Here is an 18,751-nt window from a genome sequence, read left to right as displayed (position 1 = left end):
GTTGATAGGCCAGATGTGGAAGCCCTGTAAGGGGTGGAGCTGACTGGTACTAATAGGCCGAGGGCTTGTCCTCAGTTGCTCGCGTCCACTGTGTTAGTTCTGAAATAACGAACAGCTGTGTTCATGCCAGCGTTCAAATTTCATAGTGTTTCGGTGGTCATTGCGTTAGGGAAACGCCCGGTTACATTCCGAACCCGGAAGCTAAGCCTTTCAGCGCCGATGGTACTGCAGGGGGGACCCTGTGGGAGAGTAGGACGCCGCCGAACAATTTTTCCGGGAAAGCCCCGTGCCATTGGCACGGGGCTTTTCTGCGTTCTGAACATCTAACGGTGCCTCGCCGGCGAACCCCGGCCCCTGACCCCCGGCTGTGGTGCGAGCCTCTCGAAGAGGCCGGCCGGAGCCTTGCGGAAGGTGTGCCGGAAGGGCGGCCGAAGGAGTGCGAGCCCGGGGCCGTACCGATTATGAGCATCCCCGGATCCCGTGTATGGTTTACCTCGTTGCCACAGCGCAGCAAGGCCCCAATAGCTCAGTCGGTAGAGCGTCTCCATGGTAAGGAGAAGGTCTGCGGTTCGATTCCGCATTGGGGCTCAGAGAAAGCGAAAGGCCCCCGCCATAGGCGGGGGCCTTTCGCTTTGAGGGCCAGACGACTTCGAGGGTCAGGCGAGGGGCGGTACCGGGACGCGCATGGCCAGGATCGCCATGTCGTCCGAGGCCGGCTCGGCCGCGAAGCGTTCCACGGCCCGCAGAATGCGTGAGGCCACCGCTCCGGCCGTCAGGCCCGTACAGGTCGACAGGACCTCCGCGAGGCCGTCGTCGCCCAGCATGCGGCTTCCCTCGCGGCGCTCGGTCACGCCGTCCGTGACGCACAGGAGGACGTCACCCGGGTTGAGGACGACCTCCTGCTCGTACAGGTCGAGGTCCTCGATGACACCGAGCAGGGGCTGCGGTTCCGCGGCGGCCTCGACGGAGCCGTCCTGGCGCAGCCGCAGCGGCAGCGGGTGACCGGCACAGACGACCTTCAGAAGGGCGCTGCCGTCCTCCTGGGGCCACAGCTCGCCGTACAGAAGGGTCAGGAAGCGGCTGCGGGCCCCCTCGTCGAGGATGGCCGCGTTGAGGCGCTCCAGGACCGCGGGGCCGCCGAAGCCCTCACGGGCCAGCAGGCGCAGCGCGTGGCGGGCCAGGCCCGTGACCGCGGCCGCCTCCGGCCCCGTACCGCAGACGTCGCCGATGGCGAAGCCGTACGCACCGTCGCTGATCGGGAAGACGTCGTAGAAGTCGCCGCCGACCTCGTTGCCCTCGCCCGCCGCGCGGTAGATGACCTCGATCTCGACGTTCGGCACGTCGGGGAGGCCCGGGGGCAGCAGGCTGCGCTGGAGGGACTGGCTGATCGCCATGCGCTCCGAGTACAGACGGGCGTTGTCCAGGGCCAGGGCGGCCCTGCGGGAGAGGTCCTCGGCCAGTTCCAGGATCTCCTGGCGGAAGTGGTCGTCGGAGGGCTTGCCGAGCGTCAACATGCCGATCACACGGTTGCGGGCGACCAGCGGGAGGACCACCGTCTCGCCCCCGACGGCCTGGGCCGTGGCGAGCGTGGTGCGGGTGGCCGTGCTCATGCTCAGCGGCGCGTCGCGCTGCAGGCTGCGGGTCGAGGTGCTCAGCGCCGCTCGGTGACCGGCCTCCGCGGGGGCGGCCCAGACACGGGCGCCCGGAGCGGGAACCGGATCCGGCGGGGCGATCCTGGAGAGCAGGGCCTTGAGCCCGTCGATGAGGTCCTCGTCCTCGTGGAGCACATAGGAGAGATACGGCTCGGACGACTGATCCGCGATCGTGTAGACGGCGCACCAGGTGGCCAGCGTCGGGACGGTCATCTGGGCCATGAGCGCCAGGGTCTGGTCCCGGTCGAGCGTGCCGGCCAGCAGGTCGGAAGCCTCGACGAGGAAGGACAGGGAACCGCGGCGCAGCCGCTCCAGCTCACCGAGACGGGCGGACTCCACGGCGAGCGCGATGCGGTCCGCCGCGAACTGGAGGCGCAGGGCCTCCTCGTTGGAATAGCGGCCCGCGCCCTCCGCCGCGACGCCGAGCGAGCCGGTCAGGCGGCCCTCGACCTTCAGCGGGACCGTGACCACCGAGCGCATCCCGGTGTCGGTGAGGAGAGGGACGGCACCGGGGACGGCGGTGAGGTCCTCGTGGACCGCCGGCATCCGGGCGGAGCCGTAGCGTCCCGTCCCCGCTTCCACGGGAACCCGGGCGAAACGCTGCCGGGCCGAGGGGAGGCCCGTCGTGGCGCGGACCTCCAGTTCCGTCTCGTCGTCCGTGGCGAGCAGGAGGAACGCCGCGTCGGCGTCGAGCATGTCGCGAGCCCGCTCGACCGTCCGCTGGAGCAGGCCGTCGAGATCGTCGGGGGCCGGTGAGCCGATGAAGACCTCGAACGGGTCCGCGGTGCGATTGTCGGAGGAGGCGTCGGAGACCGGGGCACGGACGGGGGACTGGAGCACGGCGCGCTCGTCGTCGCGGACGAGGAGGCAGACCGTGGAGGGTTCGCCGCCGGTGTCGCGGACCCGTAGATGCGAGGAGTAGACGGCGATGGTCCGGCCGTCGGCGCCCCGGATTCCGTAACTGCCCTCCCAGCGGGAGAGCCGGAGGGCGTCGGCGATGCCGGTGTTGGTCCCGGGGGTGTGCGGCCAGGCCACGAAGTCGGTGAACTGCTTGCCGGTGACCTGTTCCGCGGTGTGCCCGAAGACATACGCGGCGTCGTCGTTCCACGCGCTGATCGCGCCGGTGCTGTCGATCTGGACGACGGCGACCCGGACCCGCTGGTCGGTGACGGGAAGAAGCGCGGTCGGCAGGACCGGGCCCGCGGAACGGATGCCCACCGGCCGGTGCGGCAGGTCCAGCTGGAACCAGACGTGTTTACGGGTGGGGGAGTACTCGACGCCCCATCGGGTGGCCAGGGCTGCGCAGAGGAGCAGCCCGCGGCCGTTCTCGCGGTCGGGGCTGCCGAAGTCGAGGCCGTTGCTCTGGAGCGGGACCTCGCGTTCCGGATAGTGGTCGGAGACCTCGACGCGGACACCGTCCCCGCTGCGCAGGCACAGCACGTCGGCCGCCGTCCCCGCGTGGACGACGGCGTTGGTCACGAGCTCACTGGTGAGGACGACCGCGTCGTCGACGACATCGTTGTAGCCCCATCCCTGGAGCGTGTCCCGGACGAATGCGCGGGCGGTCGCGACGGAGCGCCCGACCGGTTCGAAGGTGGCGGCCGCGCGCGCGGTGATCACAGCACTCCCCATATGGTGTCTCGTCGCTTCCCCGAGTCCTGTGCCCGATTATCGCCGCTTCGATTCGCTTGCCAGGCTAGACGTTCGTCAAGGGTGCCGGATACACGAGGGCCCAGTTCGGGACCAGTATCTCCGGCCGTGGCCCCGCGGGTGTCCACGCGCCGTGGTCCGCGGGCGTACAAGTATGGACTCCGGGTGCGGGGGATGGGGGGCATCCGGGGCAGGTGGTCCGCCGACCGGTTCCGGCCTGGTACGTTGCAACGATTTGACGTCCGCCCGGTCACCCGTTGACGGTGTGCTGTGGCGGTGAGCCAAAGTGGAACTGGGCAAGCTTCCGGATAGGCCCGAGTGAAACGGTCAACCCCTGCGGGAGGGACACGGTGGAGTCTGGCGTGGCGGCGCAGGGTTCGAAGGCGCGTACAAAAGGCGGACAGTCCGTGAAAAAGCAGCGCAATGGCACCGTCGAAGTGGACGCGGCGGCTCTGAACAGAGTGCTCGCGGGGCTCGTGGCGATGCGCGACGGCAATTTCCGCCGGCGGCTCACCGTCTCCGGCGACGGCGTGATGGAGGAGATCGCGGCGGTCTTCAACGAGGTCGCCGACCGGAATCTTCATCTCACCGGTGAGCTGGCGCGCGTACGGCGCGTGGTCGGGCGGGAGGGCAAGCTCACGGAGCGGCTGGAGACGGGCGCCTGCGAGGGCTCCTGGGCCGCCGCGATCGACGCCTCCAACGAGCTCGTCGACGATCTCGCGCGACCGGTCTCCGAAGTGGGCCGCGTGCTGTCGGCGGTCGCCGACGGTGACCTGGAGCAGCGGATGGAGCTGCGGTCGCACACGACGGACGAGACGGTGCGGCCGCTGCGCGGCGAGTTCCTCAAGGTCGCCCGTACGGTCAACAACCTGGTCGACCAGCTGTCGGTCTTCACCGAGCAGGTGACCCGGGTCGCCGTCGAGGTGGGCACCGAGGGCAAGCTCGGCGGGCAGGCCCAGGTGCGCGGGATGTCCGGGTCCTGGAAGGACCTCACGGACTCCGTGAACACCATGGCGTACCGGCTCACCGCCCAGGTGCGGGACATCGCGCTGGTGACGACGGCGGTCGCCAAGGGGGACCTGTCGCGGAAGGTCACCGTCCATGTGGCCGGTGAGATGCTCCAGCTGAAGAACACCGTCAACACGATGGTCGACCAGCTGTCCTCGTTCTCCTCCGAGGTGACGCGCGTCGCCCGTGAAGTGGGCACCGAGGGCGAGCTGGGCGGTCAGGCGACCGTGCCGGGCGTGGCCGGAGTGTGGAAGGACCTCACCGACTCCGTCAACACGATGGCGGGCAACCTCACCTCCCAGGTGCGCGGGATCGCGGAGGTGACGACGGCGGTCGCCAGCGGCGACCTGACGCAGAAGGTCACGGTGAGCGCGCGCGGCGAGGTCGCGCAGCTCGCCGAGACGATCAACCAGATGACCGAGACGCTGCGCACCTTCGCGGACGAAGTGACGCGGGTGGCGAGCGAGGTCGGCGGCGAGGGCCTGCTCGGTGGCCAGGCGCAGGTCCCGGGGGCCGCGGGGACGTGGAAGGACCTCACCGACTCGGTGAACACGGTCTTCCGGAACCTGACGACGCAGGTGCGCGACATCGCCCAGGTCACGACGGCGGTGGCCAGCGGTGACATGTCGCAGAAGGTCACGGTCGACGTGGCCGGGGAGATGCTGGAGCTGAAGAACACCGTCAACACGATGGTGGACCAGCTCCAGTCGTTCGGTTCCGAGGTGACCCGCGTGGCCCGGGAGGTCGGCGTCGAGGGGCGGCTCGGCGGCCAGGCCGAGGTCCCGGGAGCGGCGGGCACGTGGAAGGACCTCACCGACTCGGTGAACACCGCGTTCCGCAACCTGACCGGTCAGGTCCGGGACATCGCCCAGGTCACCACGGCGGTCGCCAACGGTGATCTGTCGCAGAAGGTCACCGTGGACGTGGCCGGGGAGATGCTGGAGCTGAAGAACACCGTCAACACGATGGTGGCGCAGCTGTCCAGCTTCGCGGACCAGGTGACGCGGATGGCCCGGGACGTGGGCACCGAGGGCCGCCTCGGCGGCCAGGCGCGGGTGGACGGTGTCTCGGGTACGTGGAAGGAGCTCACGGACTCCGTCAACTTCATGGCGGGCAACCTCACCTCCCAGGTGAGGCAGATCGCGCAGGTGACGACGGCGGTGGCGCGGGGCGACCTGTCGCAGAAGATCGACGTGGACGCCCGGGGCGAGATCCTGGAGCTCAAGAACACCATCAACACCATGGTCGACCAGCTCTCCGCCTTCGCCGACCAGGTCACCCGGGTGGCCCGCGAGGTGGGCACCGACGGTCGGCTCGGCGGTCAGGCACAGGTGCCCGGCGTGGCCGGGGTCTGGCGGGATCTCACCGATTCGGTGAACGGCATGGCCGGGAACCTCACCGCTCAGGTCCGCAACATCGCGCAGGTCGCCACGGCGGTGGCGCGGGGCGACCTGTCGCAGAAGATCGACGTGGACGCCCGGGGCGAGATCCTGGAGCTCAAGAACACCCTCAACACGATGGTGGACCAGCTGTCCAACTTCGCGGAGCAGGTGACGCGGGTCGCCCGTGAGGTGGGTACGGAGGGCATCCTCGGCGGTCAGGCCGAGGTACAGGGCGTGTCCGGTACGTGGAAGGACCTCACCCAGTCCGTCAACGGCATGGCGAACAACCTGACCCTCCAGGTCCGCAACATCGCCGAGGTCACCACAGCGGTCGCCAAGGGCGACCTCTCGAAGAAGATCACGGTCGACGCCAAGGGCGAGATCCTGGAACTGGTCACGACCGTCAACACGATGGTCGACCAGCTGCTGAACTTCGCCGACGAGGTGTCGCGCGTGGCCCGTGAGGTGGGCACCGAGGGCATTCTCGGCGGTCAGGCGCGGGTGCGCGGGGCGACCGGCATCTGGAAGGACCTCAGCGAGAACGTCAACCTGATGGCCAACAACCTGACCAGCCAGGTGCGCAACATCTCCCGGGTCTCCTCCGCGGTCGCCAACGGCGATCTGACGAAGAAGGTCACCGTGGAGGCGCGCGGCGAGGTCGCGGAGCTGGCCGACACCGTCAACACGATGGTGACGACGCTGTCCTCGTTCGCCGACGAGGTCACCAGGGTGGCCCGGGAGGTGGGCACGGAAGGCGAGCTGGGCGGCCAGGCCCGGGTGCCGGGAGTCGCCGGCACGTGGAAGGACCTCACCGAGTCGGTGAACTCGATGGCCTCCAACCTGACCGGTCAGGTGCGGCAGATCGCCACGGTCACGACCGCCATCGCCAAGGGCGACCTGACCAAGAAGATCGACATCGACGCGCGCGGTGAGATCCAGGAGCTGAAGAACACCATCAACACGATGGTCGACCAGCTGTCCTCGTTCGCGGAGCAGGTGACCCGGGTCGCCCGTGAGGTGGGCACCGAGGGGCAGCTGGGCGGTCAGGCGCGGGTGCGGGACGTGGACGGCACCTGGCGCGACCTGACCGAGTCGGTGAACGAGATGGCCGGGAACCTGACCCGTCAGGTGCGGGCCATCGCGGCCGTCGCCACCGCGGTGACCCGCGGCGATCTGAACCTGAAGATCGACGTGGACGCGGCCGGCGAGATCCAGGTCCTCCAGGACAACATCAACACGATGATCGCCAACCTGCGCGACACCACTCTCGCCAACAAGGAACAGGACTGGTTGAAGGGCAACCTCGCCCGGATCTCCGGCCTGATGCAGGGCCGCCGCGATCTGGACGACGTGGCCTCGCTGATCATGAGCGAGCTGACGCCGGTGGTCTCGGCGCAGCACGGTGCGTTCTTCCTGGCCATGGCGACGGGCGACTCGGACGAGGTGGGGCCGGACGACGGCGAGGCCAGCTCGTACGAACTGCGGATGCGGGGGAGCTACGGCTACTCCGCGGGTTCGATGCCGACCTCCTTCCGGCCCGGTGAGACGCTCATCGGGACGGCGGCTGAGGAGAAGCGGACGATTCAGGTGGACAATGTGCCGCCGGGTTATCTCAAGATCTCCTCCGGACTGGGAGAAGCCCCTCCGGCGCATGTGATCGTGCTGCCGGTGCTTTTCGAGGGCAAGGTCCTCGGCGTGATCGAACTGGCCTCCTTCCAGCCGTTCACCCACATCCAGCGGGACTTCCTCAACCAGCTCGCCGAGATGATCGCGACGAGCGTCAACACGATCAGCGTCAACACCAAGACCGAGAAGCTCCTGGAGCAGTCGCAGGAGCTGACCGAGCAACTGCGCGACCGCTCGCAGGAGTTGGAGAACCGGCAGAAGGCTCTCCAGGCGTCCAACGCCGAGCTGGAGGAGAAGGCCGAACTGCTGGCCCAGCAGAACCGCGACATCGAGGTGAAGAACACCGAGATCGAGGAGGCACGGCAGGTGCTGGAGGAGCGCGCCGAGCAGCTCGCGGTCTCCATGCGCTACAAGTCCGAGTTCCTGGCGAACATGTCGCACGAGCTGCGTACGCCGCTCAACTCGCTGCTGATCCTGGCCAAGTTGCTGGCGGACAACGCCGAGGGAAATCTCTCGCCGAAGCAGGTGGAGTTCGCCGAGACGATTCACGGGGCCGGTTCCGACCTGCTCCAGCTGATCAACGACATCCTCGACCTGTCGAAGGTCGAGGCGGGCAAGATGGACGTCAGCCCGACCAGGATCGCGCTGGTCCAGCTGGTCGACTATGTGGAGGCGACCTTCCGCCCGCTCACCGCGGAGAAGGGGCTCGACTTCTCCGTACGGGTGTCGCCGGAGCTTCCCGCGACGCTGCACACCGACGAGCAGCGCCTCCTCCAGGTGCTGCGCAACCTGCTGTCCAACGCGGTGAAGTTCACCGACAGCGGTGCGGTGGAGCTGGTGATCCGGCCGGCCGGAGCCGATGTGCCCAACGGCATCCGTGAGCACCTGCTGGAGGCGGGTTCGCTGCGGGACGCGGACGCCGACCTCATCGCCTTCTCGGTCACCGACACGGGGATCGGGATCGCGTCCAGCAAGATGCTGGTGATCTTCGAGGCGTTCAAGCAGGCGGACGGCACGACGAGCCGGAAGTACGGCGGAACCGGCCTCGGTCTCTCCATCAGCCGGGAGATCGCACGGCTGCTCGGCGGCGAGATCCACGCCGCGAGCGAGCCGGGGCGCGGCTCCACCTTCACTCTGTACCTGCCGCTGCACCGCGCCGAACTGCCGCCCCAGGGCTACCCCCCGGCGGGTTCCGGTTCGGCCGAGGCGCTGGGCGGAGCGGGCGAGCTGGGGCACGCTCAGGGCCAGTCGGCTCCGTTCGGCGACCCGGCCAACTCCGCCGGGATGTTCCGGCGGCGCAAGGCCCTGGGTGACGCGGCCCGCAGGGCCGCACTGCCGGCCGGTCGCACCGCGCCCGAGAACGCCGCGCAGCAGGAGGAGTGGGTGCGGGGCGGCCAGGCCGAGAGCCAGGGCCAGGGGCAGCCTGCGGAGGAGCCGGCGCCCCGGCGGACATTCCGTTTCCGCGGTGAGAAGGTGCTCATCGTCGACGACGACATCCGTAACGTCTTCGCGCTCACGAGCGTGCTGGAGCAGCACGGGCTGGCGGTGCTGTACGCGGAGAACGGCCGTGAGGGCATCGAAGTCCTGGAGCAGCACGACGATGTGACGGTCGTGCTGATGGACATCATGATGCCCGAGATGGACGGTTACGCGACGACGACCGCGATCCGGCGGATGCCGCAGTTCGCGGGGCTGCCGATCATCGCGCTCACCGCGAAGGCGATGAAGGGCGACCGGGAGAAGGCCATCGATTGCGGTGCTTCCGACTATGTGACGAAGCCGGTCGATCCTGATCATCTGCTCGCGGTGATGGAGCAGTGGATGCACGGAGAGTGATCGAGAGATGCATGAATCTGCGTAATTTGTTGACCGACTGTGCTCGAACGGGTGTGAACCCGCTGCGTCCGGGGAACCTTCTGGTCTCCCACCGCGTTTGCGGTATGTGCACAGTGACATCGCGGTGACAGGGTGTGGTGACGGGCGGGGTGCGGCTACCATGACCGGCACAAGGACGGACGGCGTAAGGGAGTCGTCCCCTGGGGCGGCACCCGGTGCATTTCCGGGGCGAGGAGGGCGGGCCATGGTACAGAAGGCCAAGATCCTCCTGGTCGATGACCGGCCGGAGAATCTGCTGGCGCTGGAGGCCATCCTCTCTGCGCTCGATCAGACACTGGTCCGGGCATCGTCAGGGGAGGAGGCGCTCAAAGCGCTGCTCACGGACGACTTCGCGGTCATCCTGCTGGACGTCCAGATGCCGGGCATGGACGGATTCGAGACGGCCGCGCACATCAAGCGGCGGGAGCGGACCCGGGACATCCCGATCATCTTCCTCACCGCGATCAACCACGGTCCGCACCACACCTTCCGCGGTTACGCGGCCGGCGCGGTGGACTACATCTCCAAGCCGTTCGACCCATGGGTGCTGCGGGCCAAGGTCTCGGTCTTCGTCGAGCTGTACATGAAGAACTGCAAGCTCCGCGAGCAGGCCGCTCTGCTGAGGCTCCAGTTGGAGGGCGACGGCCACGCGGGCGGCGAGCACGACAGGGAGCCGACCGGCCTGCTGGCCGAACTCTCCGCAAGGCTCGCGGCGGTCGAGGAGCAGGCGGAAGCGCTCTCCAAGCAGCTCGACGACGAATCCGCGGACGCCGCGGCGGTCGCCACCGCCGCCCACCTCGAACGCAAGCTGACCGGCCTGCGCCGCGCGCTCGACGCCCTGGAGCCGGGAACCGGCGGGAACACGGGCGTCCTGCCCGCACAGAACTGACGCCTCACCGGATGCCGGGAGTTCCGTGCCGATGACACCGGAGGCCGGCGCCGCTTCACCGCGCAGACCACGTGGTCACGGTGAGGCCGCGTCAGTTCCCGGCCGCCCGAGGGCGACACGGTCGGGTGAACCAGTAGGCGAACGTGTTCACGGGCGACGACAGCGGTAACCTCGGCACCATGGCCTCACGTACGTCCGGCAAGGGTTCCCAGGGCACGGCGGGCACCGCGAAGCGCGTCGGCCGTACCTCGGGCCCGGCGAAGAAAGCCGCGCCCGCCAAGAAGACCGCGCCGAAGAAGTCCGCCGCTCCCGCGAAGAAGGCTCCGGCGAAGCGGGCCCCGGCGAAGAAGGCGGCGGCCAAGAAGCCCGCCCCCCGGCCCGCACCGTCCCCCACCGGGGGCATCTACCGGCTGGTGCGGGCGGTCTGGCTCGGAGCGGCGCACGGCGTCGGCGCGCTGTTCCGTTCGATAGGGCGCGGGGCCAAGGGACTCGACCCCGCGCACCGCAAGGACGGGCTCGCGCTGCTGCTGCTCGGCCTGGCGCTGATCGTCGCCGCGGGCACCTGGTCCCATCTCCAGGGGCCCGTCGGCGACCTGGTCGAGATGCTGGTGACCGGGGCCTTCGGCCGGCTCGACCTGCTCGCGCCACTCCTGCTGGGCGCGATGGCGGTGCGGCTGATCCTTTATCCGGAGCGGCCGGAGGCCAACGGCCGCATCGTCATCGGGTTGTCCGCCCTCGTCCTCGGAGTCCTCGGTCAGGTCCACATCGCCTGCGGTTCGCCGGGCCGGGACGCGGGCACCGAGGCGATGCAGGACGCGGGCGGGCTGGTCGGCTGGGCCACCTCCAAGCCGCTGATCTTCATGATGGGCGAGGTGCTGGCGGTACCGCTGCTGGTGCTGCTGACCGTGTTCGGCCTCCTCGTCGTCACCGCCACCCCGGTCAACGCCATTCCCCAGCGGCTGCGTGGGCTCGGAGTCCGTCTCGGCATCGTGGAAGCGGCGCCGGAGGCCGACGAGGGCTACGAGGACGACGACGAGCGCTACGACGAACAGTGGCGCGAGGCGCTGCCCGAGCGGCACCGCAGGCGCGGGGCGCGGCGCACCGAAGCGGACCCGCTCCACGACCACGAGCGGGCCGAGGCGGACGCGCTCACCCAGCGCGGGAGGCCCCGCAGGTCTTCCGCCCAGCCCGCGGTGGACCGGCCGCTGGACGCGGTGGACGTCGCGGCCGCCGCTGCCGCCGCGCTCGACGGGGCCGTGCTCAACGGCATGCCGCCCTCGCCGATCGTCGCCGACCTGACCCAGGGCGTCTCCGTGGACCGGGAGCGCACCGGCACGCCCGTCCCCGGGGCCCGCGAGGCCGAGCGGGACGGCGCGGGGAAGGCCGGGGCCGGGCGCCGGCCCGCCGGCGAAGCGGCCCGAGGCGACCGTTCCGGCGACACCTCCGACCGGTCCGGTGCCGTTCCCGACCTGACGAAACCCGCTCCGGAGCGTTCCGAGGGGCTGCCCGCCCGCGCCGAGCAACTCCAGCTGTCCGGCGACATCACCTATGCGCTGCCCTCGCTCGACCTGCTGGTGCGAGGCGGACCGGGCAAGACCCGCAGTGCCGCCAACGACGCGGTCGTCGCCTCGCTGACCAACGTCTTCTCGGAGTTCAAGGTCGACGCGGCGGTCACCGGGTTCACCCGGGGCCCGACGGTCACCCGTTACGAGATCGAGCTCGGCCCCGCCGTGAAGGTCGAGAAGATCACGGCACTGGCCAAGAACATCGCGTACGCCGTGGCGAGCCCGGACGTAAGGATCATCTCCCCGATCCCCGGCAAGTCCGCCGTCGGCATCGAGATCCCCAACTCCGACCGGGAGATGGTCAACCTCGGCGATGTGCTGCGCCTGGCGGACGCCGCCGAGGACGACCACCCGATGCTCGTGGCGCTCGGCAAGAACGTCGAGGGCGGCTACGAGATGGCCAACCTCGCGAAGATGCCGCACGTCCTGGTCGCCGGCGCCACCGGCTCCGGCAAGTCCTCCTGCATCAACTGCCTGATCACCTCGATCATGGTGCGGGCCACCCCGGACGACGTGCGGATGGTCCTCGTCGACCCCAAGCGCGTCGAGCTCACCGCGTACGAGGGCATCCCCCACCTCATCACCCCGATCATCACCAACCCCAAGAAGGCGGCCGAGGCGCTCCAGTGGGTCGTGCGGGAGATGGACCTGCGCTACGACGACCTCGCCAACTTCGGCTACCGGCACATCGACGACTTCAACCACGCGGTGCGCAACGGCAAGTGCAAGGCGCCCGAGGGCAGCGAGCGGGAACTGTCCCCGTACCCCTACCTGCTGGTGATCGTCGACGAGCTGGCCGACCTGATGATGGTGGCCCCGCGCGACGTCGAGGACTCCATCGTCCGCATCACCCAGCTGGCCCGCGCGGCCGGCATCCACCTCGTGCTCGCCACCCAGCGGCCCTCGGTCGACGTGGTGACCGGCCTGATCAAGGCGAACGTGCCCTCCCGGCTCGCCTTCGCCACCTCCTCCCTCGCCGACAGCCGGGTCATCCTCGACCAGCCCGGCGCCGAGAAGCTCATCGGCAAGGGGGACGGGCTCTTCCTTCCGATGGGGGCCAACAAACCCACCCGTATGCAGGGCGCCTTCGTCACCGAGGACGAGGTCGCCGCCGTCGTGCAGCACTGCAAGGACCAGATGGCCCCGGTCTTCCGGGACGACGTCGTGGTGGGGACGAAGCAGAAGAAGGAGATCGACGAGGACATCGGCGACGACCTGGACCTGCTCTGCCAGGCCGCCGAGCTGGTCGTCTCCACGCAGTTCGGGTCCACCTCGATGCTCCAGCGCAAGCTGCGGGTCGGCTTCGCCAAGGCGGGCCGCCTGATGGACCTGATGGAGTCCCGCAACATCGTCGGACCCAGCGAGGGCTCCAAGGCGCGCGACGTCATGGTGAAACCCGACGAGCTCGACGGGGTGTTGGCCGTCATCCGCGGGGAATCCGCTCCGTAAAGGTTTTGTGGGCAACCGTTTCGTACGGTCGTACGTCCAGTTGAAGGGAGGGACAGCACCTTGCCCCTCCCCGCAGCTCGCTCCGTCGTCACCCCGCCCGCACTCCCACCCCGTTCGGCCCACTCCCGGTTGCCCAGTCCTCGATCGGGGCCGTGCTCCGTCGCCGCTCCGCCCCGGAGCCGGAGGCGGGGCCGTCCGGCGAACCCGATGGCGTACAAAGTCGTCCCTCCCGGTTGCCCCTCCCTTTCGTACCCCCCCTAGACTGAACATCCAGCAGGTGGCTCACGCTCGAAAGGCGCCCCCGTGTCCATCGGCAACTCCCCCGAAGACGACCGGCCTTCGATCGGTCGTGCCCTTCAGCAGGCTCGTATCGCCGCAGGTCTGACGGTCGAGGAAGTCAGCAGCTCCACCCGGGTGCGCATCCCCATCGTGCACGCGGTCGAGCAGGACGACTTCTCCCGCTGCGGCGGCGACGTCTACGCCCGCGGCCACATCCGCACGCTCGCCCGTGCCGTCGGCCTCGATCCGGAACCGCTGGTCGAGGAGTACGACGCCGATCACGGCGGCCGTCCCGCACCGACCCCGGCGGCGCCTCTGTTCGAAGCGGAGCGCATCCGCTCCGAACCTCGGCGGCCCAACTGGACCGCCGCCATGGTCGCGGCCATCGTCGCGGTCGTCGGGTTCGTGGGCTTCACCCTCTTCAGCGGTGAGGACGAACCCTCGAACACCGCACAGATCGCGGAGGGCTCCAAGCCCGACAAGACCGCGGCGAAGCCGACCGTCACCAAGCCCTCCGACCCCAAGCCCGTGCCGTCCGAGAGCGCCATCGCCGCCGCCCCCCGGGACAAGGTCACGGTCAAGCTCAGCGCGACCACGGACGAGAGCTGGATCTCGGCCAAGGACCACAACGGGCGGCTGCTCTTCGGCGGGCTGCTGCTCCCGGGTGAGTCCAAGACCTTCCAGGACAAGGAACGCATCGACCTCGTCCTCGGCAACGCCGGAGTGATCGAGCTCTTCGTCAACGGCAAGCAGGTCGAGGACCGCGGGCCCGGCCCGGTCGAGCGGCTCTCCTACACCAAGGGCGATCCCGAGGCCGGCTGATCCGCCGCCTCCGCTCTCCGTGGCGTCCCGACGGGCGCCCGGCCTCGTGCCGGGCGCCCGTCGGCGTTCCCCGCCCCGGACTCTGTCACTCCCCGTAGCGGGCACCGGGCGGTGAGCGGCGTCGGCAACCCTGCACGGCAGGGGGGCCGCCGGGACAAAGTAGTCTTGAGTCCATGCCCGAACGCCGTACCGTCGCCCTTGTCACTCTTGGCTGCGCCCGTAACGAGGTGGACTCGGAGGAGCTTGCAGGCCGCTTGGCAGCGGACGGCTGGGACCTCGTCGAGGATGCCTCCGACGCGGATGTCGCAGTCGTCAACACCTGTGGGTTCGTCGAAGCCGCCAAGAAGGACTCCGTCGACGCCCTGCTCGAAGCCAACGATCTCAAGGAACACAGCCGCACCCAGGCCGTCGTCGCCGTCGGCTGCATGGCCGAGCGCTACGGCAAGGACCTCGCCGAGGCCCTGCCGGAGGCGGACGGCGTGCTCGGATTCGACGACTACGCCGACATCTCCGACCGGCTCCAGACCATCCTCAACGGCGGCGTCCACGCCTCGCACACCCCGCGCGACCGCCGCAAGCTGCTGCCGATCAGCCCCGCCGAACGGCAGGACGCCGCCGTGGCGCTGCCCGGGCACGCCCAGGAGGCGCCCGCCCCCGTGCCCGAGGACCTCCCCGACGGGGTCGCGCCGGTCTCCGGGCCGCGGGCACCGCTGCGCCGCAGGCTCGGCACCAGCCCCGTCGCCTCGGTGAAGCTCGCCTCCGGCTGCGACCGCCGCTGCTCCTTCTGCGCCATCCCCTCCTTCCGCGGTTCGTTCATCTCCCGGCGTCCCTCCGACGTGCTCCAGGAGACCCGCTGGCTGGCCGAACAGGGTGTCAAGGAGGTCATGCTCGTCTCCGAGAACAACACCTCCTACGGCAAGGACCTCGGCGACATCCGCCTCCTGGAGACCCTGCTGCCCGAGCTGGCCGACGTGGACGGCATCGAGCGGATCCGGGTCAGCTACCTCCAGCCCGCCGAGATGCGCCCGGGCCTCATCGACGTCCTCACCTCGACGCCGAAGGTCGCCCCGTACTTCGACCTCTCCTTCCAGCACTCCGCCCCGGGCGTACTGCGCGCGATGCGCCGCTTCGGCGACACCGACCGCTTCCTGGAGCTTCTGGACACCATCCGGAACAAGGCGCCCGAAGCCGGAGCCCGCTCCAACTTCATCGTCGGTTTCCCCGGCGAGACGGAGGCGGACCTCGCCGAGCTGGAACGCTTCCTCACCGGCGCCCGCCTCGACGCGATCGGCGTCTTCGGGTACTCCGACGAGGAGGGCACCGAGGCAGCCGGTTACGGGGACAAGCTCGACCCCGAGGTCGTCGCCGAACGCCTCGCCCACATCTCCCGGCTGGCCGAGGAGCTGACCTCGCAGCGGGCCGAGGAGCGCGTCGGCGAAACCCTCCAGGTGCTGGTGGAGTCCGTGGAGTCGGAGGAGGACGGCGAGGTCGCGACCGGGCGCGCGGCACACCAGGCCCCCGAAACCGATGGCCAGGTGGTCTTCACCACACGCGAGGGACTCGTGCCGGGCCGTATGGTCGAGGCAAAGGCAGTGGGCACCGAGGGCGTCGACCTGGTGGCCGAACACCACGAGCGTGCGGAGGTAGCCAGATGACCGGAGCCCCGGCATCCGCGGCAGGCGGCTCCGGCGCGAAGCCGGTCCGCGGCGGCAAGCTGGGCACTGCGGCCGTCAACCAGGCCGGCCTGTGGAACATCGCCAACATCCTGACCATGGTGCGGCTGCTGCTCGTGCCCGGCTTCGTCCTGCTGCTGTTCCACGACGGCGGCCACGACCCGGTCTGGCGCGCCTTCGCCTGGGCGGCCTTCGCCGTAGCGATGATCACCGACCTCTTCGACGGTCATCTGGCACGGGCGTACAACCTGGTCACCGACTTCGGGAAGATCGCGGACCCCATCGCCGACAAGGCGATCATGGGCGCGGCGCTGGTCTCCCTGTCCGTTCTGGGCGACCTGCCGTGGTGGATCACCGGAGTCATCCTCGCCCGTGAGCTGGGCATCACGCTGATGCGGTTCTGGGTGATCCGGCACGCGGTGATCCCCGCCAGCAGGGGCGGCAAGCTGAAGACGCTCGCGCAGGGGACGGCGGCCGGGATGTACGTCCTGGCGCTCACCGGGCCCCTGGCGACCTTGCGTTTCTGGGTGATGATGGTCGCCGTCGTGCTGACGGTCGTCACCGGACTCGATTACGTACGCCAGGCCGTCGTCCTGCGCCGCAAGGGCCTCGCCGCCGAGCGCGTCGCCGCGGCCCAGCGGGCCGCCGAGGCGGCGGAGGCCCGTCAGACATCCCCGGGCACCGCTCGGACGCCCTCCGGCACCGCCGCGGGCGCCGGTCCGGCCGCGGGAGCCGTGGCCGGTGTGACGGACGCACGCGGTACCGCCGAGGCGCGCGACGCCGCGGAGGCCGAGCGGTGACAGCCGCTGCCCGGGTGCTCCGGCTTCTCGGAGCGCGGGGCGAGACGCTGGCCGTCGCCGAATCGCTGACGGGCGGCCTGGTCGCCGCCGAGCTGACCTCCGTACCCGGCGCCTCCTGCTCCTTCCGGGGGTCGGTGACGGCGTACGCCACCTCCGTGAAGCGGGATGTCCTGGGCGTCGACGGGACTCTTCTGGGGGAGCGCGGCGCCGTGGACCCCGAGGTCGCGTTGCGGATGGCCGCCGGGGTGCGCCGGGTCTTCGACGCCGACTGGGGCGTCTCCACCACGGGAGTGGCCGGGCCCGCGCCGCAGGACGGGCAGCCGGTGGGCACTGTCTACGTCGCCGTCGCCGGGCCCTCCGGCGTCGAGAAAGTGTCGGCTCTGCGATTGAATGGTGAGAGAGCGGATATCCGTAGTGAGAGTGTGCGAAGCGTCCTCGGACTGCTCGCGAACGAACTCGGCGAGAATGCGCGGGCACAGGATACGGAACACAACGGGGGGAATGGATGTTTGCAGCCCTGAGTGAACACGACATCGCTCCCCGCACGGCCGCAGCACAAGGCGGTACGGTAGGGCGTGAAGGATGCGGCTACGCGGTCCGAGGAGGGAGCCACCGATGATTCTGCTCCGTCGCCTGTTGGGTGACGTGCTGCGTCGGCAGCGCCAGCGCCAAGGCCGTACTCTGCGCGAAGTCTCCTCGTCCGCCCGGGTCTCGCTCGGTTATCTCTCCGAGGTGGAGCGGGGGCAGAAGGAGGCATCCTCCGAGCTGCTCTCCGCGATTTGCGACGCGCTTGACGTACGGATGTCCGAGCTCATGCGTGAGGTGAGCGACGAACTCTCGCTCGCTGAGCTGGCCGAGTCGGCAGCTGCCAGCGATCCGGTCCCAGTACCGGTTCGTCCCATGCTCAACTCCGTCTCCGTCTCGTCGGTCGCAGGTGTGCCGTCGGGCCGGGTGACCATCAAGGCGCCCGCGGAAGCGGTGGACGTCGTCGCCGCCTGATTCGCGCGGCACCATAGCTCGTCCGGAGTCCCGGCCGGCCCCTTGAGGGGGCGGGCCGGGACTTCCGCGTGACGCCCGAAACCCCCTGTGAGCGATGAGTGCCGCGTGTCCCGTGTGTGAGCCGCCGTTCAGTGGGCACACGGAGGACAAGGCCCACATGACCGTTTTGCTTCATATGTGCCATCGTGGGTGATGCACCGAAGCGGTCAGTGAAACGGCTGACGGATGGGAGTAGCGCACATGTCTGTGGTCAAGAGCACGTTGTCCGAAGGTGATCTGAAGGTCGTGGGGGCAGCGCTCCAAGGCGCTCTGGTCGATCTCGTCGACCTCTCCCTGGTGGCCAAACAGGTCCATTGGAACGTGGTCGGTCCGCGCTTCCGCTCCGTGCACCTCCAACTCGACGACGTCGTCGTCACGGCCCGGCAGCACTCCGACACGGTGGCCGAGCGTGCCTCGGCGGTCGGGGTCAACCCGGACGGGCGCTCCGGCACGGTGGCCAAGGAGACGGCTCTCGCATCCGTGCCCGAGGGCTGGATCAAGGACGTCGACGCCGTGCGGATCCTGGTGGACGCGCTGGGCGTGGTCATCGGCCGCATGCGGGAGCGCATCGAGGCGACCGACGAGCCGGACCCCATCACCCAGGATCTGCTGATCGGACTGACGGCAGACCTCGAAAAGCACGCCTGGATGTTCCAGGCCGAGAGCGCCTGACCGGCGCCCCGGCAGACGTCCGAGCGAAAGGGAGCGACATCGTGAGTGATGACAGTGCCATGGACAAGCTCAAGGGCAAGGGCAAGGAAGCGGTCGGCAAGCTGACCGGCGACCGCCGCAAGGAGGCCGAGGGCAAGGCCGACCAGACCAAGGGCAAGGCCAAGGGGGCGGCGGACGAGGCCGGCGAACGCGCGAAGGGCGTCAAGGACTCCCTCCGCAGGGACGACGACAGATAGCCCGGGCTGCCTTCGGCGCCCGCCCATGGGTTGCAGCGCCCCCGCCGTGACGGCGGGGGCGCTGCTGCGTGGGTGGCCCTCCGGCCGGACGTTCTGGATGCACCGCCGCCGCTGCCAGGGGAAACTGCCGGAAAG

11 protein-coding genes, 1 tRNA gene and 1 rRNA gene are annotated in these 18,751 nt (G+C 69.6%); 12 read left to right on the top strand and 1 reads right to left on the bottom strand.

The features are described from left to right. Positions 1-149 precede the first annotated feature (149 nt). A 5S ribosomal RNA gene (gene rrf / locus ACIQMU_RS18240) occupies positions 150-266 on the top strand. Between the two features lie 249 nt (positions 267-515). Continuing rightward, positions 516-588: transfer RNA gene (locus tag ACIQMU_RS18235), tRNA-Thr, on the top strand. A 68-nt stretch (positions 589-656) separates the two neighbouring features. Here the strand turns inward: ACIQMU_RS18235 and ACIQMU_RS18230 are convergent. Further along, entirely contained in the window at positions 657-3,284 is a 2,628-nt protein-coding gene (locus tag ACIQMU_RS18230) for a SpoIIE family protein phosphatase (protein ID WP_352241873.1), read from the bottom strand. A 425-nt stretch (positions 3,285-3,709) separates the two neighbouring features. Between ACIQMU_RS18230 and ACIQMU_RS18225 the strand changes: the two genes are divergently transcribed. The 10 genes from ACIQMU_RS18225 to ACIQMU_RS18180 all read left to right on the top strand — a co-directional run bounded on the left by ACIQMU_RS18225 (position 3,710) and on the right by ACIQMU_RS18180 (position 18,616). After that, positions 3,710-9,154, top strand: a complete 5,445-nt coding sequence (locus ACIQMU_RS18225; protein WP_352241874.1) for a HAMP domain-containing protein — start codon at positions 3,710-3,712, stop codon at positions 9,152-9,154. Between the two features lie 244 nt (positions 9,155-9,398). Next, the gene (locus ACIQMU_RS18220) at positions 9,399-10,082 is read left to right on the top strand and encodes a two-component system response regulator (RefSeq protein ID WP_402689213.1); all 684 of its coding nucleotides are present in this window, start codon (positions 9,399-9,401) and stop codon (positions 10,080-10,082) included. A gap of 179 nt (positions 10,083-10,261) precedes the next feature. Then, positions 10,262-13,096 (top strand): DNA translocase FtsK, encoded by a 2,835-nt coding sequence (locus ACIQMU_RS18215; RefSeq protein ID WP_402689212.1) that lies wholly within the window; start codon positions 10,262-10,264, stop codon positions 13,094-13,096. A 303-nt stretch (positions 13,097-13,399) separates the two neighbouring features. Then, the gene (locus ACIQMU_RS18210; protein ID WP_402689211.1) at positions 13,400-14,197 is read left to right on the top strand and encodes a helix-turn-helix domain-containing protein; all 798 of its coding nucleotides are present in this window, start codon (positions 13,400-13,402) and stop codon (positions 14,195-14,197) included. A 173-nt stretch (positions 14,198-14,370) separates the two neighbouring features. Further along, positions 14,371-15,852, top strand: coding sequence for a 30S ribosomal protein S12 methylthiotransferase RimO (rimO, locus tag ACIQMU_RS18205; protein WP_352241879.1), 1,482 nt, complete (start codon positions 14,371-14,373; stop codon positions 15,850-15,852). Then, positions 15,849-16,670, top strand: a complete 822-nt coding sequence (gene pgsA, locus ACIQMU_RS18200; RefSeq protein WP_352241880.1) for a CDP-diacylglycerol--glycerol-3-phosphate 3-phosphatidyltransferase — start codon at positions 15,849-15,851, stop codon at positions 16,668-16,670. Before rimO ends, pgsA begins: the two co-directional genes overlap by 4 nt. Next, positions 16,667-17,191, top strand: coding sequence for a CinA family protein (locus ACIQMU_RS18195; protein WP_402689210.1), 525 nt, complete (start codon positions 16,667-16,669; stop codon positions 17,189-17,191). The genes pgsA and ACIQMU_RS18195 overlap by 4 nt, the downstream gene beginning before the upstream one ends. A gap of 94 nt (positions 17,192-17,285) precedes the next feature. Further along, positions 17,286-17,669 (top strand): helix-turn-helix domain-containing protein, encoded by a 384-nt coding sequence (locus ACIQMU_RS18190; RefSeq protein ID WP_003965837.1) that lies wholly within the window; start codon positions 17,286-17,288, stop codon positions 17,667-17,669. Between the two features lie 240 nt (positions 17,670-17,909). After that, on the top strand, positions 17,910-18,380 hold the full coding sequence (locus tag ACIQMU_RS18185) for a DNA starvation/stationary phase protection protein (RefSeq protein WP_352241882.1): 471 nt from the start codon (positions 17,910-17,912) through the stop codon (positions 18,378-18,380). A 59-nt stretch (positions 18,381-18,439) separates the two neighbouring features. Further along, a complete protein-coding gene (locus ACIQMU_RS18180; protein WP_352242007.1) occupies positions 18,440-18,616 on the top strand; it encodes a CsbD family protein in 177 nt (58 codons plus the stop codon). Positions 18,617-18,751 lie beyond the last annotated feature (135 nt).

It is taken from the genome of Streptomyces sp. NPDC091649 (assembly GCF_044756785.1).
Lineage (GTDB): Bacteria > Actinomycetota > Actinomycetes > Streptomycetales > Streptomycetaceae > Streptomyces.
Note: the sequence above shows the minus strand (reverse complement) of the source record. Positions and strands in the feature narration are given on the sequence as shown.

Excerpts from the sequence above, each read along its gene's own strand:
- ACIQMU_RS18185 (WP_352241882.1), top strand. The coding sequence starts at position 17,910 with ATGTCTGTGGTCAAGAGCACGTTGTCCGAAGGTGATCTGAAGGTCGTG.
- pgsA (WP_352241880.1), top strand. The coding sequence starts at position 15,849 with ATGACCGGAGCCCCGGCATCCGCGGCAGGCGGCTCCGGCGCGAAGCCG.
- ACIQMU_RS18190 (WP_003965837.1), top strand. The coding sequence starts at position 17,286 with ATGATTCTGCTCCGTCGCCTGTTGGGTGACGTGCTGCGTCGGCAGCGC.
- ACIQMU_RS18215 (WP_402689212.1), top strand. The coding sequence starts at position 10,262 with ATGGCCTCACGTACGTCCGGCAAGGGTTCCCAGGGCACGGCGGGCACC.
- ACIQMU_RS18230 (WP_352241873.1), bottom strand. The coding sequence starts at position 3,284 with ATGGGGAGTGCTGTGATCACCGCGCGCGCGGCCGCCACCTTCGAACCG.
- rimO (WP_352241879.1), top strand. The coding sequence starts at position 14,371 with ATGCCCGAACGCCGTACCGTCGCCCTTGTCACTCTTGGCTGCGCCCGT.
- ACIQMU_RS18180 (WP_352242007.1), top strand. The coding sequence starts at position 18,440 with ATGGACAAGCTCAAGGGCAAGGGCAAGGAAGCGGTCGGCAAGCTGACC.
- ACIQMU_RS18220 (WP_402689213.1), top strand. The coding sequence starts at position 9,399 with ATGGTACAGAAGGCCAAGATCCTCCTGGTCGATGACCGGCCGGAGAAT.